Raw genomic sequence first — 17,018 nt, forward strand, 5'->3', positions numbered from 1 at the left:
TCATCAAATTCACGGACTAACCTGAAACTCAGTTAATAACCATTAACTTAGCATGTGGATGCGGGTGGTGTCAGGCACCGCCGGAGTGTCCCGGGGCAAGGAACGGATGACTGGTCAATGGAGACTTTGCAAAGTCACGTGGAACCGGACGGTGACGCATTTGTGCGCAACGGCTCCGCGCAGCGGGAACTGGTGGCCGAACTGCGCGAACGGCTGCGCGCCACGGCGCTGGGCGGCCCCGCGAAATCCCGGGAACGGCACGTGGCCCGCGGAAAGCTGCTGCCGCGCGACCGCGTGGACCGGCTGCTGGACGACGGCAGCCCGTTCCTGGAGATCGCACCCCTCGCGGCCAACGGGATGTACGACGACGCGTCCCCGGGCGCGGGGGTCATCGCCGGCGTCGGCGTGGTCCAGGGGCGCCACGTCATGGTGGTTTCCAACGACGCCACGGTCAAGGGCGGCACCTACTATCCCATGACCGTGAAAAAGCACCTGCGGGCGCAGGAAATCGCCTTGGAAAACCGACTGCCGTGCATCTACCTGGTGGATTCCGGGGGCGCGTTCCTGCCCCGGCAGGACGAGGTGTTCCCCGACCGGGAGCACTTCGGCCGGATCTTCTTCAACCAGGCGCAGATGTCCGCCCGGAAGATCCCGCAGATCGCCGCCGTCATGGGCTCCTGCACGGCAGGGGGCGCCTACGTGCCGGCCATGAGCGATGAAACGGTGATTGTCCGCAACCAGGGGACCATCTTCCTCGGCGGCCCGCCCCTGGTGAAGGCGGCGATCGGCGAGATCGTCACGGCCGAGGAACTGGGCGGGGGGGACGTCCACGCCCGCGTCTCCGGCGTGGTGGACCACCTCGCCGAGAACGACGGGCACGCCCTGGCGATTGTCCGCGACATCGTCGCAACCCTGCCGGAGAACCCGGTGCCCGCCTGGACCGTGGACGCCGCCGTCGAGCCCTCGGCCGACCCCGCCGAGCTCTACGGGGCCGTCCCGACCGACCTGAACACGGCCTACGACATCCGGGAAGTCATCGCCCGCCTGGTGGACGGCAGCCGCTTCCACGAATTCAAGAAGAACTACGGCACCACCCTGGTCACCGGCTTCGCCAAGCTGCACGGCCACCCGGTGGGCATTGTGGCGAACAACGGCGTGCTGTTCAGTGAATCGGCGCTCAAGGGCGCCCACTTCATCGAGCTGTGCGACCAGCGCGGCATCCCGCTGATCTTCCTGCAGAACCTCAACGGCTTCATGGTGGGCAAGGACTACGAACAGGGCGGCATCGCCAAGCACGGAGCCAAGATGGTCACCGCCGTCGCCACCGCGCGCGTGCCGAAGCTGACGGTCATCGTGGGCGGCTCGTTTGGCGCCGGCAACTATTCCATGTGCGGCCGTGCCTACTCGCCGCGGTTCCTGTGGATGTGGCCCGCCGCGCGCATCTCCGTGATGGGCGGCAACCAGGCGTCCTCCGTGTTGGCCACGGTCAAGCGGGACCAGCACGAGAGGCGTGGCGAGGAATGGTCCGCCGGGGACGAGGAGGCGTTCAAGGCGCCCATCAAGGCCCAGTACGAGGACCAGGGCAGCCCCTACTACTCCACGGCCCGGCTCTGGGACGACGGCGTCATTGACCCGGCGGACACGCGCACCGTGCTGGGCCTGGCCCTGGACATCTGCGCCCGGACACCGCTGCCGGACACCTCCTTCGGCCTCTTCAGAATGTGAGCCACACCATGACCCCCTTGTTTGACACCGTACTGGTGGCCAACCGCGGCGAAATCGCCTGCCGCGTCATCCGGACCCTGCGCGCGCTGGGCATCCGCTCCGTCGCCGTGTATTCCGAGGCCGACGCCGGAGCGCGCCACGTGCGCGAGGCCGACGAAGCGCTGTGCATCGGCCCGGCGGCTGCCAGCGAAAGCTACCTCTCCATTGACGCCGTGGTGGCCGCCTGCCGCGAATCCGGCGCCCGGGCTGTCCACCCCGGCTACGGCTTCCTGTCCGAAAACCTGGCTTTCGCGCAGGCGCTCGCCGACGCCGGCATCACGTTCATCGGCCCCAACATCGAGGCACTGAACGTCATGGGGGACAAGATCCGCTCCAAAAACCACGTCGCCGCCGCGGGCGTGCCCGTGGTCCCCGGCATCTCCGAGCCGGGCCTCACCGACGCGGACCTGATCGCGGCCGCCGCGGACATCGGCTATCCGCTGCTCATCAAGCCGTCGGCCGGCGGCGGCGGCAAGGGCATGCACGCCGTCCGCGGCCCGGAGGAACTGCCGGCCACCCTCGCCACCGCCCGGCGCGTGGCCGCCAGCTCGTTCGGCGACGACACCCTGTTTCTGGAACGGCTCGTCTCCACCCCGCGCCACATCGAGGTGCAGGTCCTCGGCGACAATTACGGCAACGTCATCCACCTGGGCGAACGCGAATGCTCCCTGCAGCGCCGCCACCAGAAGGTCATTGAGGAGGCGCCCTCGCCGCTGCTGGATTCCCTGGACGACGGCGGCGCCACCCGGGAACGCATTGGCGCGGCCGCCTGTGCCGCCGCCGCCAGCGTGAACTACACCGGGGCCGGCACCGTGGAGTTCCTGGTCTCCGACGAGCATCCCGAAGAGTTCTTCTTCATGGAAATGAACACGCGGCTGCAGGTGGAGCACCCCGCCACCGAAATGGTGGTCCGTGCCAACGGGCAGGCCCTCGACCTGGTCGGGTGGCAGGTCCGCATCGCGGCGGGGGAGAAGCTCACGGTGGCCCAGGACGATGTCGAACTCGTGGGCCACGCGGTGGAGGCGAGGGTGTACGCGGAAAATCCGGCGCAGGGGTTCCTGCCGTCGGCCGGCACGGTGGCCGTGCTGGATGAATCCATCGCCGCCCGCGACGATGTACGCGTGGACAGCTCGCTGCTGCAGGGCCTGGAAATCTCCGCCAACTACGACCCCATGCTCGCGAAGGTCATCGCCTGGGGCGGCGTCCGGGCCGAGGCGCTGGCACGGCTGGACACGGCCCTGCGCGACTACGTGGTTCTCGGCCTGCCGACCAACGTCGAATACCTGCGCCTGCTCCTGGCCGACCCCGACGTCCAGGCCGGCCGGCTCGACACCAACCTGATCGAACGCAAGCTGCCCGAGCTGTCCTTCCGCCAGCTGGGGCCGGCCGAGTACGCCGCGGCCGCGCTGTGGGCCCGGGGCCCGGTGGCCGGGCCGGCCGACACCCCGTGGTCACGCACCGACGGGTGGCGGCTGGGCGATCCTGCCCCGTGGCGGACATCCTGCGCCGGTCCCGGCCGCACCGCCGTGGTGACGGTCAGCGGCACGGTGGGGTCCGGCGTCGTACGGGTCAGCGACGCGGAAGGCACCACGGAGCACCCGGCGCTGCTGGAGGGGCTCCGCGACAACCTGATGACACTGCTCTGGGACGGGGAAGCCCGACAGTACCAGGCAGTGGTGCAAGACGGCGCCGTGGTCCTGGGCAGCGGCGGCTGGACGGCCCGCGTGCCCGTGCTGACGCGCGAGGAAGCCACCGTGCGCATGCTGGCCGGGATCGAGCGCGAGGACGCGGCCGCCGAGCCGGAGGTGCGCAGCCCCATGCCCGGCACGGTCACGGTGGTCAACGTGGCCAGCGGGGACCGCGTCGAGGCGGGCACCGTGCTGCTGGCGGTGGAGGCCATGAAGATGGAGCACCAGCTCACCGCGGCACTGCCAGGGATCGTGCACCTCAGCGTCGCGGCGGGCGCCCTGGTCAAGGCGGACCAAATTGTGGCCACCATACAAACACACACTCCTGAAGGGGAACAACATGCCTGATTTCGAGCTCAGCGACGAGTACCAGGACTTGAGCGACACCGTCCGCGACTTCGCCGACAACGTGGTGGCACCGGTGTCCGCCAGGCACGACGAGGAACACAGCTTCCCCTACGAGATCGTCAAGCAGATGGGCGACATGGGCCTTTTCGGGCTCCCGTTCCCGGAGGAATACGGCGGCATGGGCGGGGACTACTTTGCCCTGGCGCTGGCCCTGGAGCAGCTGGGCCGCGTGGACCAGTCGGTGGCCATCACACTGGAGGCGGGGGTGTCGCTCGGCGCCATGCCCGTTTACCGGTTCGGCACGGAAGCCCAAAAGCAGCAGTGGCTGCCGTCCCTGGCCAGCGGCGAGGCGCTCGCCGGCTTTGGGCTGACCGAGCCCGACGCCGGATCGGACGCCGGGGGCACCACCACCAAGGCACGCCTTGAGGGCGGGGAGTGGATTCTTGACGGGCACAAGCAGTTCATCACGAACTCCGGCACCGACATCACCTCCTTCGTGACCATGACGGCCGTGACCGGCACCTCCCAGCGGGCCAATGGTTCCGTCAAGAAGGAGATCACCACCATCCTGGTGCCCAACGGAACGCCCGGCTTCACGGTGGAAAGGCCGTACAACAAGGTCGGCTGGAACGCCTCCGACACCCACCCGCTGACCCTCGTGGACGTCCACGTGCCGGAAGAGAACCTGGTCGGCGTCCGGGGCCGCGGCTACGCGAACTTCCTCTCCATCCTGGACGAGGGCCGCATCGCCATCGCCGCGCTCGCCACCGGCGCGGCGCAGGGCTGCGTGGACGAGGCCGTCAAGTATGCCAAGGAACGCACGGCGTTCGGCCACAACATTGGCCACTTTCAAGGCATGTCCTTCAAGATCGCCCGCATGCAGACGCGGGCCCATACGGCGCGCCTGGCCTACTACGACGCCGCGGCCCGCATGCTGGCCGGGAAACCGTTCAAGACGGAGGCGGCCATCGCTAAGATGGTCGCAAGCGAGGCGGCCATGGACAACGCCCGCGACGCGACGCAGGTGTTTGGCGGCTACGGGTTCATCAACGAGTTCTCGGTCGCCCGGCACTACCGGGATTCAAAGATTCTCGAGATTGGGGAGGGGACCACGGAAGTCCAGCTCATGCTTATAGCCCGCGAACTCGGCCTGTGACGGCCGCACCAACGAAAGGCACCAGCGATGATTAACAAAGTGGTTGCATCCGCCGCCGCGGCCGTCCATGACATCCACCACGGCGCGTCCCTGGCCGTGGGAGGTTTCGGGCTGTGCGGCATCCCCGTCGCCCTGATCCAGGCCCTGCACGACGCCGGCACCTCGGGGCTGGAGACGATCTCGAACAACTGCGGCGTGGACGACTGGGGCCTGGGCGTGCTGCTGACCGACGGGCGGATCCGCCGCACTGTCTCCTCCTATGTGGGGGAGAACAAGGAGTTCGCCCGGCAGTTCCTGGCCGGGGAACTGGAGGTCGAGCTCACGCCGCAGGGAACGCTGGCCGAGAAGCTCCGTGCCGGGGGAGCGGGCATCCCTGCGTTCTACACGGCAGCCGGCGTGGGCACCCAGGTCTCCGAGGGCGGACTTCCCAGGAAGTACGACGGCGCCGGCGGCGTTGCGATTGCCTCCCAGCCCAAGGAGGTGCGCACCTTCAACGGCGCCGATTTTGTGCTGGAGGAGTCCCTGAACCCCGACTTTGCGCTGGTCCATGCCTGGAAGGGCGACCGCCACGGCAACCTGGTATTCCATGCCACGGCCATGAACTTCAATCCGCTGTGCGCCATGGCCGGGAAGATCACCATAGCCGAGGTGGAGGAGCTGGTGGAGCCCGGCGAACTCGACCCCGAGCACGTCCACGTCCCGGGCATCTTCGTCCAGCGCGTGGTCCACGTCCCGGCCGGCACCCCCGGAAGCGAAAAGCGCATTGAAAAGCGCACCGTCACAGTGGATCCGGGCGAGGCCGTGATGGTCCCCCCGCCCGTCCCCAGCCCCGCCCCAACCTCGCAAGCTCGGCCGGGGACCCCCGGGGCCGTGGCCCCATCGCGGGCGCCCGAAGCCGCTCCCGGGGCCCCATCACGGTCCCGCCTCGTTGAATCCACTTCGAAGGAGGCATGACCATGGCACTGACACGCAACGAACTGGCCGCCAGGGTGGCGCGGGAACTGCACAACGGGCAGTATGTGAACCTGGGCATCGGCATGCCCACCCTGATCCCAAACTTCATTCCGGAGGGTGTGGAGGTGGTGCTGCATTCGGAAAACGGGATACTCGGCACCGGCCCCTACCCGCTGGACGCGGACGTGGACCCGGACCTGATCAACGCCGGCAAGGAGACGGTCACGGTCAACAAGGGCGCGGCGTTCTTTGATTCCGCCCTGTCGTTTGGCATGGTGCGCGGCGGGCACGTGGACGTTGCCGTCCTGGGTGCCATGCAGGTGGCCCAAAATGGCGACCTCGCCAACTGGATGATCCCGGGCAAGATGGTCAAGGGCATGGGCGGCGCCATGGACCTGGTGTTCGGCGCCAAGAAGTTGATTGTCATGATGGAGCACACCGACAGGGCAGGAAACCCGAAGATCCTGGAAAGCTGCACCCTGCCGCTCACGGGCAAGGGCTGCGTGGACCTGATTGTCACCGACCTGGCCGTGATCGAGGTGACCCCGGACGGGCTGGTCCTGAAGGAACTGGCCCCGGGCGTGACCGCGGAGGAAATTGTGGCCGCCACCGGCGCGCCGCTGAACCTCGAGATGCACGACCTGGACACCGTATGAGCGGCCAGCCGGCGGCCGAGCCTGTGGAGACCCCGGTGGTCACGCAAAGGGGACTTTACTACGAGGAGCTGGAGACCGGCGTCGTCTACCAGCACCGCCCCGGACGCACCATGACGGAGACGGACAACGTCCTCTTCACCACCATGACGATGAACACGCAGTCGCTGCACCTGGATGCGGCGTGGAGCGCCACGCAGCCGTTCGGCCAGCGGCTCATGAACTCCATGTTCACCCTGGCCACCATGGTGGGGCAGTCGGTGGCGCAGCTGACGCAGGGGACCATCGTGGCACAGCTGGGCATGACGGACATATCCTTTCCGCACCCGCTGTTCCACGGCGACACGCTGTACACGGAGACGGTGGTGACGGAGAAGCGGCTCTCCGCCTCACGGCCCGGCCAGGGCATCGTCACCATGGCCCACACCGGCCGCAACCAGGACGGGACCGTGGTGGGCAAGGCCAGCCGCACCGCCCTGTTCTGGCTCACGCCCAGCGAATAAGGAGCACGCCATCAGCGATCCCCACGGAACCTTCACCATGGGCCCGGCCCTGCTGTTCGCCCCGGCCGACCGTCCCGAACGGTACGCCAAGGCGGCGGAGCGGTCCGACGCCGTCATCCTGGACCTGGAAGACGCCGTAGCGCCGGAGGCCAAGGCGGCGGCCCGCGAACACCTCGTGACTACGCCGCTGGACCCCGCCGCCACCATGGTGCGCATCAACGCCCTCGGCACCGCGGACAGCGGGCTGGACCTGGCCGCGCTGGCCCGGACCCGGTACCGCACCATCATGGTCGCCAAGGCGGAGGACCCGGACGCCGTCGCCGCGCTCGCCGACTACCAGGTGGTGGCGCTGTGCGAAACCGCCGCAGGCATCCTGGCCGCACCCGCCCTGGCCAGGCTGCCCAACGTCGTCGCACTCATGTGGGGGGCGGAGGACCTGGTGGCCTCACTGGGCGGCACCTCCAGCCGCTTCTCCGGCGGCACGTACCGCGCCGTGGCAACCCACGCGCGCTCGCAGCTGCTGTTGTCCGCCGGCGCCGCCGGCAAGGTCGCCGTCGACTCCATCTACGCCGACATCCCCGACGTCGAAGGGCTCGCGGCCGAGGCGGACGACGCGGTGGCCAGCGGTTTTGGCGCCAAGGCCTGCATCCACCCCAGCCAGGTGCCGGTCATCCGTGACGCCTACCGGCCCGGCGATGACGCGGTGGCCGCCGCGCTAGACCTGCTGGCCGCCGCCGATTCCGCCGGCACCGGCGTGTTTGCGTACAACGGACAGATGGTGGACGGTCCCATCCTGCTGCACGCCCGCGCGACCCTGCGTCGCGCCGGACGGTAGCAAGGGCACTTTAGACGCTCCTGCAGTTGCGGGCGGTTTTCCGTCGACGCTCCTGCAGCTGGTGGGGAAGCAGACAAGGGAAGCAGGCAAGGGGGCAGGTGGGGAATACTGGAAGGATGCAGCAGCGAAACGTGATCATCCTTGGTTCCACCGGATCCATCGGCACCCAGGCGATGGACGTGATTGGCGGCGCCGTGCTCGCGGACGGCACCCCGCGGTTCACGGTGACGGCGCTGAGCGCAGGCGGCGGCAACCTTGAGCTGCTGGCTGAGCAGGCCGTCCTGACCCGGGCCCTCGCGGTAGGCACTGCCACGGACGACGCCGGACCCCTCCGCGCGCTGATCGCATCCCGTGCCGCCGCGGCCGGGGCGGAAGGCTATGCGCCGGAGATTGTGTCCGGCCCCGACGCCTCCACCGCCATCGCCGCGTGGGGTGCCGACGGCCCGGACGCTGCGGACGTGGTCCTGAATGGCATCACCGGCTCCATCGGCCTCGCTCCGACGCTGGCGGCGCTGGGGACCACGGCCATCCTGGCGCTGGCCAACAAGGAATCGCTCATTGTGGGCGGGGCGCTGGTCAAGGATGCGGCCTCGCCCGGACAGCTGGTCCCGGTGGACTCCGAACATTCCGCACTCGCCCAGGCCCTTCGGGCCGGCACCGCCGGCGAGGTGGACAAGCTGGTCATCACGGCCTCGGGCGGCCCCTTCCGCGGGCGGAGCCGCGCTGAACTGGCCGCCGTCACCCCGGAGCAGGCACTCAAGCACCCGACCTGGGACATGGGGCCCATGGTCACCACCAACTCCGCAACCCTGGTCAACAAGGGACTGGAAGTCATCGAGGCGCACCTGCTCTTTGACGTCCCTTTGGACCGCATCGAGGCCGTGGTGCATCCGCAATCCGTGGTCCACTCCATGGTGCAGTTCACCGACGGCTCCACCATCGCCCAGGCATCCCCGCCGGACATGAGACTTCCCATCGCGCTCGGGCTCGGCTGGCCGGACCGGGTGCCGGGTGCCGCGCAACCGTGCGACTGGACGAAGGCCACCAAGTGGACGTTTGAGCCGCTGGACAACGTGGCGTTTCCCGCCGTCGAACTTGCCAAGGAGGCGGCGCGTCGGGGGAGCACCTGCCCCGCCGTCTACAACGCGGCGAACGAGGAGTCCGTGCACGCGTTCCATGGGGGGAGGATCGGCTTCCTGGACATCGTGGACACCATTGCGGAAGTTCTCAGCGAACATTCACCCGTTTCACGGCTGACGCTGGAGTCCGTGCTGGAAGCTGAAGAGTGGGCCCGGCGGCGAACCAACGAGCTGCTGTCGGCGAAGACGGACGTGCCCGCAAGGCCAGAGCCAGAAAGTTCATTGTGACCGTATTGCTATTCATCGGCGGCGTGCTCTTCGTCGCACTCGGCGTGGTGGTCTCGATCGCGCTGCACGAGGTGGGCCACCTGGTGCCGGCCAAGCTCTTCAACGTCCGCGTGACCCGGTACATGATCGGCTTTGGCCCCACCATCTGGTCGCGCAAGAAGGGCGAGACCGAGTACGGTTTCAAGGCCATCCCCGCCGGCGGCTACGTGGCCATGATTGGCATGTACCCGCCCAACCCGGTGGACGGCAGCGTCCGTCCCTCCAGCACCGGCATGTTCCAGACGCTGGCCACGGAGGCCCGCAGCCTGGCCCATGAGGACGTGGGCCCGGAGGATAAAAACCGCGTGTTCTATGGGCTGCCCGTGTGGAAAAAGATCATCATCATGCTCGGCGGGCCCACCATGAACCTGTTGATCGGGATTGTCCTGACCGGCGTGCTGCTCATGGGCTTTGGTTCGCCCCAGGCGACCACCACGCTGTCCCAGGTCAGCGCCTGCCAGGTTGCCTACGGCGCGCCGGAGCCCACGGACCTGGCCCACTGCACCAAGACCCCGGCAGCGGCCGCCGGGCTGCTCCCCGGCGACACCATCAAGACCTTTGACGGCAAGACGGTCACCGACTGGGCCACCCTGACCGAGTGGATCCGGGCCTCCGCCGGCAAGTCCGTCGACATGAGCTACCAGCGCGGGGACAAGACCATCACCACCACGATCACGCCGGTCCGCACTGCCCGGCCCGTGCTCGACGCCAGCGGCAACGCCAAGGTCGACGCCGGCGGCAAGGCCGTCACGGTGGAGGCCGGCTTCATCGGCATGGCACCCACGTCCGCCATGGTGCCCCAATCCGCGGGCGCGGTGCTGCCCGCGGTGGGAAACAACATCGCCCAGATTGGCGGCGTCGTTTTCCATCTGCCGCAAAAGCTGGTGGGGGTGGCCCAGGCGGCCTTCAGTTCCCAGCCCCGCGATCCCAACGGCCCCATCTCCGTGGTCGGCGTGGGCCGGGTGGCCGGGGAGGTGGCCTCGATGGAACAGGTCCCGCTCAGCGCCCGCGTGGGCACACTGGTCGGCCTGATGGCCGGGGTGAACCTGGCCCTGTTCGTCTTCAACTTGATCCCGCTGCTGCCGCTCGACGGCGGGCACGTCCTGGGGGCGCTGTACGAAGGCGCGCGCCGGACCGTTGCGAAGGTCTTCAGGAAGAAGGATCCCGGCGCCTTCGACATAGCGAAGATGCTTCCTGTGACGTACGTGGCCGCGAGCCTGCTGATGGTCATGGGGGCGCTGCTGATCTACGCGGACATCGTCAAGCCGGTCAACCTGTTCGGGTAGGCAGACCCCCCGTTGCATACGAATATGGTTGATAATCAAATATCAACCGATTATGATTTAGTCATGTTTGTCATGACGATCGATCAGCGCGGCAGCCGAAAGGGCATCGACCGGGTCCCCGAGCTGCTGGCCGCGCTCGAGGACATCCCGGTGGCCCTGCCCTTTGAGCGCTCCGTGGGCGATGAAATCCAGGGCGTGCTGGACGAACCGCGAGCCGTGGTGGAGGCCGCCCTGCGCGCGCTGCGCACCGGCCAATGGTATGTGGGCGTCGGCATCGGCGGCGTGGACCAGCCGCTCCCGTCCAGTCCGCGCGAAGGCTCCGGTGCCGCGTTCATTCTGGCCCGCCGCGCAGTGGACAGGGCCAAGAAGGCGGGGGAGCGCGTCCCGCTCGCCGTGGAGGCCGCTGTGGCGCCGGAGCGGGGCGGCCACGGCACGGCCGCGGAAGCCGTCCTGGTCCTCGTCGGCGGGCTGGTCCGGGGACGCACGGACGCGGAGTGGCGGGTGCTGGACGCGTTGGACCGGATCGCAAACCGCCGCCAGGTTGCGGCCGCCAAGATGCTCGGTATCAGCCCACAGGCGGTCAGCAAGGCCATCCTGCGCTCCGGCTGGCAGGAGGAGCAGGGCGGGCGCGCCGCAGCCGAACTGCTCCTGGCCCACGCCGACACCTAGCCGGATCCCGGACGGGGGCGGAAATCCGCCGCACTGGCGGGCCCGGGCGGCATTGTCGGCCCGACTGGCTACGCTGGGAAGCGGACTGGAGGATGAATGACATTTCTGTGGATCGTACTGACCGCGGCCGTGGCCTGCCTGGGCGGCTGGCCGCTGACCGCCGGCGTCCTGCGGCTGGCCAAGTCGCACTCCGTGCGCGCCGCCGATGCCCACGAGCTTCACGCGGGCGACCCAGAAGGGGCCCGCCACGCAGCGGCCGACCTCGACGACGGCGCCCCGCCGGCCGCCCCGGCCGCCCCGCCGGCCCCCGATGCGGGGGTCCTGCGAGGGGGACTGTTGATCGGCGTGCTGGAGCGGGCCGCCGTCGTGCTGGCCATCCTGGCGGGCCAGCCGGTGGCCATCGCCTACGTGGTCGCCATCAAGGGCCTGGGCAGGTATCCCGAACTGAAGCAGGCCCCGGCGGCCAGTGAGAGATTCATCATCGGCACGTTGGCGTCGCTGCTGTGGGCGGCCGTGGTGGCCTGCGCGGCCAAAGCCCTCCTGCTATAGGGTGAAACCATGACGATCTTTGCTGTTGAATACGTTTATGGCCCCGAAGCCGAGGATGCCCGCACGGAACACCGGCCCAAGCACCGCGAATGGCTGGCGGCTCAGGCCGAGGCCGAAGTGGTGTTGGCCTCGGGGCCGTATGCCGACGGCGCGGGCGCGCTGCTGATCTTCAACGCCGTGGACGAAGCCGCGCTCCATGAAATCCTCAAGCAGGATCCCATGAGCGCCGGCGGAGGCGTCACGGGCCTGAAGGTCTCCGAGTGGAAGCCGGTCACCGGCCAGCTGAGCAAGTACCTGCCGTAGGCAGCGCCGCCCACCCACGGCGCCAACACGCCTACAATTTAGAACAGACGATGCGCAAACGAATCGCGACGCCCGAAATCAGGCGCCGGGAACGCATCGCCTGGAAAACTTCAAGGAGCATATTTTGACCTCGGTCAGCCTCGGAATGCCGCCACTGCCGCCTCCTGTCCTTGCCCCCCGGCGCAAAACCCGGCAGATCAAGGTCGGTTCCGTGGGCGTCGGCTCCGACTTCCCCGTCAGCGTGCAGTCCATGACCACCACCAAGACCACGGACATCAATGCCACGCTGCAGCAGATTGCCGAGCTCACGGCCAGCGGCTGCGACATCGTCCGGGTCGCCTGCCCCTCGCAGGACGACGCCGACGCCCTGCCCATCATTGCCAAGAAGTCGCAGATCCCGGTCATCGCGGACATCCACTTCCAGCCCAAGTACGTCTTTGCCGCCATCGAGGCCGGGTGCGCGGCCGTCCGCGTGAACCCGGGCAACATCCGCAAGTTTGACGATCAGGTCAAGGAGATCGCCCAGGCCGCCAAGGACCACGGCACGTCCATCCGGATCGGTGTCAACGCCGGCTCGCTGGAGCCCTCCATCATGAAGAAGTACGGTAAGGCCACCCCCGAGGCCCTGGTCGAGTCCGCCGTCTGGGAGGCGTCCCTCTTCGAGGAGCACGGCTTCCACGACTTCAAGATCTCCGTCAAGCACAACGACCCCGTGGTCATGGTGGCCGCCTACGAGATGCTCGCCGAGCAGGGCGACTGGCCCCTGCACCTGGGCGTCACCGAGGCCGGACCCGCGTTTCAGGGCACCATCAAGTCCGCGGTTGCCTTCGGCGCGCTGCTCTCCAAGGGCATCGGCGACACCATCCGCGTGTCCCTCTCCGCGCCGCCGGTGGAGGAGATCAAGGTCGGGAACCAGATCCTGCAGTCGCTGAACCTGCGTCCGCGCAAGCTGGAAATTGTTTCCTGCCCGTCCTGCGGCCGGGCCCAGGTGGACGTGTACAAGCTGGCCGAGGAAGTGACCGCGGGCCTGGAAGGCATGGAGGTGCCGCTTCGCGTGGCCGTCATGGGCTGCGTTGTCAACGGGCCCGGCGAGGCCCGGGAGGCGGATCTGGGCGTGGCCTCGGGCAACGGCAAGGGCCAGATCTTCGTCAGGGGCCAGGTCATCAAGACCGTCCCCGAGGACCAGATCGTGGAAACGTTGATTGAAGAAGCCATGCGAATCGCCGAAGAGATGGAGTCCGATGCCGACAATCCGCTCCCGGGTGGCCCCGTGGTCAGCGTCTCCTAAAGGCGCAGTCCAGGGCCCCGTGCGCGTCCTGGTCCACGAGGACACGGCCGCGCTCCGGGCCCTCGTGGCGCGCGATCCCGTGGCTAACGTATTTATGGATGCGTTGCTCACCGCGGGCGGCAGCGCCGTGCCCGCGCAGCGCGGTGCCGTGATCCTTGGCTTTTTTGAGCACGGCGGCACCCAGCTGGCCGCCGCCTGCTGGGTGGGTTCCAATGTGGTCCCCATTGGTGTCGACGCCGCCCAGGCCGGGCACTTCGGGCGCTGGATCGCCTCCCACTGGCAGCCGCACGCGTCGATCTTCGGTCCCGCCGCCGCGGTCCTGGGCCTCATGGAGACCCTGTCCGGGGCGGGCATCAGCGCCCAGGAGGTCCGTCCCAACCAGCCGCTGCTGGTCATCGCCGGACCGCCGCGGATGGCCCCCAACCCGGCCCTGAAGCCAAGCACCAACAGCCGCTTCAACGAAGTGCTGGCCGCGGCCGCCGCCATGTTCGAGGAAGAAGTAGGCTACTCGCCCTTCCTGGGCGGGGAGGAAAACTACCGCCGCCGTGTGGCGTGGTTGATCAACAACGGCCACTCCTTCAGCCACTGCGAACCCGACGGCGAAGTGGTCTTCAAGGCCGATCTCGGCGCCGTCACCCCGCGCGCCACCCAGGTCCAGGGGGTGTGGATGAACCCGAGCTACCGCGGACTGGGGCTGAGCGCGGGGTACATGGCCGGCGTCGTGCTTTATGCCCAACAGCTTGCGCCGGTGACCAGCCTGTATGTCAATGACTTCAACCACCGCGCCCGCGCCGTCTATGAAAAGGTCGGCTTTGAGCAGGTGGGCACCTTCGCCACCGTGCTGTTCTAAGGTGCCACGATCGCGACGGCGCGAAGGGGATGGTGATGGGATCGGAGCGGATGCGCCGCAGTGGCGCGGCAAGGGGGTGGGCGTGGCTGACACTGGCAGGCGCCGTGGTGTACGTTGCACTGGATGTCGTTGCCCAGCTCCTGCCACCGCACTACGGCCCGGTCCGGCAGGCGGAGAGCGACCTTGGCGTCGGTCCGTTTGGGTGGGTCATGAGCGTCAACTTCATCGTGCGCGGGCTGCTGACCGCCTGTGCCCTGGTTCCGCTCGTCCGGAGCGTCCCGGGTGCCACGCGGGGAGCCGTGGGGCTTTCTCTGCTCGGCGGCTGGGCCGCGTGCTCGGTGCTGCTGGCGTTCTTTCCCACTGACATTCTCGACGGCGGCAGCCGGTTCGCCGCGACGGGTCCGACGGCACACGGACGGATCCACCTGCTGCTGGCCCTGGTTGCCTTTGCCTGTGCGGCCGCCGGGATCCTGATCCTCTCCCGCCAGGTTCCGTTCCGGGGCGGGATGCCCATCGCCTGGACCGCCGTGGCCGCGCTGGTCCTGCTGGTGCCGGCACAGCGCGCCCAGGTGGGTGGCCTGGTGGAGCGCGCCTTCCTCCTGCTTGTGCTGCTCTGGCTGGTGCTGGCCGCCGGCGCGGCTTCCCGTGCCCCCGGCCGCGTCCCCTGAGGGGATCCCGCAGCTTTTCTGCGATACGATTATGCAACTTGTTGCGCAAAGGAGTGCATAAATGTCTGCTGGCAGTTACCCAAACCTTTTCACGCCCCTGGACCTCGGCTTCACGTCGCTGCCGAACAGGATTTTAATGGGATCCATGCACCTGGGGCTGGAGGAACTCCCCGGCGGCTTCGAGAGGATGGCCGCGTTCTACGCCGAACGGGCGCGCGGCGGCGTGGCCCTGATGGTCACGGGCGGCATCTCACCGAACGACGCCGGGCGGCCCATGAAGGGCGGGGCGAAACTCAGCACGCCCGAGGAGGCCGCGCGCCACCGGGTAGTGACCGACGCCGTGCACGCGGAGGGCGGCAAAATAGCCCTGCAGCTGCTCCACTTTGGCCGCTACGCAGCACAGCAGGACCTCGTGGCGCCCAGCGCCGTGCAGGCGCCCATCAGCCCGCTCATGCCCCACCCGCTGGGCGGGGACGAGGTGGAGCAGACCATCGAGGACTTCGCCGCGGCAGCCGGGCTCGCCCAGGGCGCAGGCTACGACGGCGTGGAAATCATGGGTTCCGAGGGCTACCTGATCAACGAATTCGTGGCGCTGCGCACCAACCAGCGCACGGACAAATGGGGCGGCAGCTACGAAAACCGCATGCGCTTCCCGGTGGAGATCGTCCGGCGCACCCGCGAACGCGTGGGGGAGAACTTCATCATCATCTACCGCCTTTCCATGCTGGACCTGGTCGAGGGCGGTTCCACCCTGGCGGAAGTGATCCAACTGGCGCAGGCCGTCGAAAAGGCGGGCGCAACGCTCATCAATACCGGGATCGGCTGGCACGAGGCCCGCATCCCCACCATCGCCACCTCCGTGCCGCGCGCGGGCTTTGCCTGGGTCACCAGGAAAGTCATGGGCCAGGTGGGCATCCCCTTGATCACCACCAACCGGATCAACACCCCGGAGGTGGCCGAGGGCCTGCTGGCGGACGGTCACGCGGACATGGTCTCCATGGCCCGCCCCTTTCTGGCCGACCCCTTCTTCGTGCGCAAGGCAGCGGAGGGCCGCGGGGACGAAATCAACAGCTGCATCGCCTGCAACCAGGCCTGCCTGGACCACACCTTCACCGGCAAGACGGCCTCCTGCCTGGTCAATCCCCGCGCCGGCCACGAAACGGAACTCGTGATCGAGGCCGCCGGCACACCCAAGAAGCTGGCAGTTGTGGGGGCCGGCCCGGCCGGGCTCGCCTTCGCGGTCACGGCCGCGGAGCGCGGCCACCAGGTGGTATTGTTCGAGGCCGCGGGAGAGATCGGCGGGCAGTTCAACATCGCCAAGCAGATCCCCGGCAAGGAGGAATTCCACGAGACCATCCGCTACTTCGACCGCCAAATCCAGCTGCGCGGCATCGAGCTGCGGCTGAACACCTACGCCACGGCGGAGGACCTGCTGGCGGGCGGCTTCGACGAGGTGGTCCTCTCCACCGGCGTCCTGCCGCGCATCCCCGCGATCGACGGTGTGGACCACCCCAGCGTGCTCAGCTACGTGGACGTGCTCCACGACAAAAAAGCCGTCGGCACCAACGTGGCCATCCTGGGGGCCGGCGGCATCGGCTTCGACACGGCGGAATACATCACGGCCACCGGCACCAGCGCCACCCTGCTCCCGGAAAAGTTCAACAGCCAGTGGGGGATCGACTCCGGCTATTCGGGGGCGGGCGGCATCACCGGGCCGGAACACCCTCGCCCGTACCGCCGCGTGGCCCTGTTCCAGCGTAAGGAAACCAAGGTCGGCGCAGGACTGGGCAAGACCACCGGCTGGATCCACCGCGCCGAGCTCCGGGCCAAGGGCGTGGCGATGGTCCAGGGCGTCGAGTACCAAAGGATCGACGACGCCGGCCTCCACCTGCGCGTCGACGGCATAGACACGGTGGTCCCAGCCGACACCGTCATCCTGTGCACCGGTCAGGTTCCCCGGCGCGAACTGCAGGCCGCGCTGGAGGCCGGGGGCGCCGTCGTGCACCTGATCGGGGGAGCGGACGTGGCCGCGGAGCTGGACGCGAAACGCGCCATCGACCAGGGCACCCGCCTCGCGGCGCGGATCTAAAGGTCACTT

16 protein-coding genes are annotated in these 17,018 nt (G+C 68.4%); all 16 read left to right on the forward strand.

Features of this window, described 5'->3' with window-relative positions; genetic code table 11:
• The first annotated feature begins 117 nt into the window (after window positions 1–117).
• A complete protein-coding gene (locus DMB86_RS08180) occupies window positions 118–1,725 on the forward strand; it encodes a carboxyl transferase domain-containing protein (protein WP_113717337.1) in 1,608 nt (535 codons plus the stop codon).
• 8 nt (window positions 1,726–1,733) lie between these two features.
• Window positions 1,734–3,800 (forward strand): acetyl/propionyl/methylcrotonyl-CoA carboxylase subunit alpha, encoded by a 2,067-nt coding sequence (locus DMB86_RS08185; RefSeq protein ID WP_113717338.1) that lies wholly within the window; start codon window positions 1,734–1,736, stop codon window positions 3,798–3,800.
• A complete protein-coding gene (locus DMB86_RS08190) occupies window positions 3,793–4,956 on the forward strand; it encodes an acyl-CoA dehydrogenase family protein (protein WP_113717339.1) in 1,164 nt (387 codons plus the stop codon). Before DMB86_RS08185 ends, DMB86_RS08190 begins: the two co-directional genes overlap by 8 nt.
• A gap of 27 nt (window positions 4,957–4,983) precedes the next feature.
• Window positions 4,984–5,910: a CoA transferase subunit A gene (locus DMB86_RS08195; protein WP_113717340.1), complete on the forward strand. Its 927-nt coding sequence runs from the start codon at window positions 4,984–4,986 to the stop codon at window positions 5,908–5,910.
• 2 nt (window positions 5,911–5,912) lie between these two features.
• Window positions 5,913–6,566: a CoA transferase subunit B gene (locus DMB86_RS08200; protein WP_113719421.1), complete on the forward strand. Its 654-nt coding sequence runs from the start codon at window positions 5,913–5,915 to the stop codon at window positions 6,564–6,566.
• On the forward strand, window positions 6,563–7,066 hold the full coding sequence (locus DMB86_RS08205; RefSeq protein ID WP_113717341.1) for a MaoC family dehydratase: 504 nt from the start codon (window positions 6,563–6,565) through the stop codon (window positions 7,064–7,066). The genes DMB86_RS08200 and DMB86_RS08205 overlap by 4 nt, the downstream gene beginning before the upstream one ends.
• Before the next feature lie 37 nt (window positions 7,067–7,103).
• Window positions 7,104–7,901: an HpcH/HpaI aldolase/citrate lyase family protein gene (locus DMB86_RS08210; RefSeq protein ID WP_113717342.1), complete on the forward strand. Its 798-nt coding sequence runs from the start codon at window positions 7,104–7,106 to the stop codon at window positions 7,899–7,901.
• A gap of 116 nt (window positions 7,902–8,017) precedes the next feature.
• Window positions 8,018–9,268: a 1-deoxy-D-xylulose-5-phosphate reductoisomerase gene (dxr, locus tag DMB86_RS08215; RefSeq protein ID WP_113717343.1), complete on the forward strand. Its 1,251-nt coding sequence runs from the start codon at window positions 8,018–8,020 to the stop codon at window positions 9,266–9,268.
• Window positions 9,262–10,593, forward strand: coding sequence for a M50 family metallopeptidase (locus DMB86_RS08220; RefSeq protein WP_113719422.1), 1,332 nt, complete (start codon window positions 9,262–9,264; stop codon window positions 10,591–10,593). The genes dxr and DMB86_RS08220 overlap by 7 nt, the downstream gene beginning before the upstream one ends.
• A gap of 63 nt (window positions 10,594–10,656) precedes the next feature.
• Window positions 10,657–11,262: a MarR family transcriptional regulator gene (locus tag DMB86_RS08225; protein ID WP_113717344.1), complete on the forward strand. Its 606-nt coding sequence runs from the start codon at window positions 10,657–10,659 to the stop codon at window positions 11,260–11,262.
• A 96-nt stretch (window positions 11,263–11,358) separates the two neighbouring features.
• The gene (locus tag DMB86_RS08230; RefSeq protein WP_113717345.1) at window positions 11,359–11,811 is read left to right on the forward strand and encodes a hypothetical protein; all 453 of its coding nucleotides are present in this window, start codon (window positions 11,359–11,361) and stop codon (window positions 11,809–11,811) included.
• 9 nt (window positions 11,812–11,820) lie between these two features.
• Window positions 11,821–12,114, forward strand: a complete 294-nt coding sequence (locus DMB86_RS08235) for a YciI family protein (RefSeq protein WP_113717346.1) — start codon at window positions 11,821–11,823, stop codon at window positions 12,112–12,114.
• Between the two features lie 124 nt (window positions 12,115–12,238).
• Complete coding sequence (gene ispG, locus DMB86_RS08240; protein ID WP_113717347.1) at window positions 12,239–13,402, forward strand: flavodoxin-dependent (E)-4-hydroxy-3-methylbut-2-enyl-diphosphate synthase; 1,164 nt, start codon at window positions 12,239–12,241, stop codon at window positions 13,400–13,402.
• A 19-nt stretch (window positions 13,403–13,421) separates the two neighbouring features.
• Entirely contained in the window at window positions 13,422–14,252 is an 831-nt protein-coding gene (locus DMB86_RS08245; protein ID WP_335645035.1) for a GNAT family N-acetyltransferase, read from the forward strand.
• A 35-nt stretch (window positions 14,253–14,287) separates the two neighbouring features.
• Window positions 14,288–14,920, forward strand: a complete 633-nt coding sequence (locus DMB86_RS08250) for a DUF998 domain-containing protein (RefSeq protein WP_171814421.1) — start codon at window positions 14,288–14,290, stop codon at window positions 14,918–14,920.
• Window positions 14,921–14,981: 61 nt separating this feature from the next.
• Window positions 14,982–17,009, forward strand: coding sequence for an NADPH-dependent 2,4-dienoyl-CoA reductase (locus DMB86_RS08255; RefSeq protein WP_113717350.1), 2,028 nt, complete (start codon window positions 14,982–14,984; stop codon window positions 17,007–17,009).
• Window positions 17,010–17,018 lie beyond the last annotated feature (9 nt).

The organism is Arthrobacter dokdonellae, assembly GCF_003268655.1.
In the GTDB taxonomy this organism is placed as follows: Bacteria; Actinomycetota; Actinomycetes; order Actinomycetales; family Micrococcaceae; genus Specibacter; species Specibacter dokdonellae.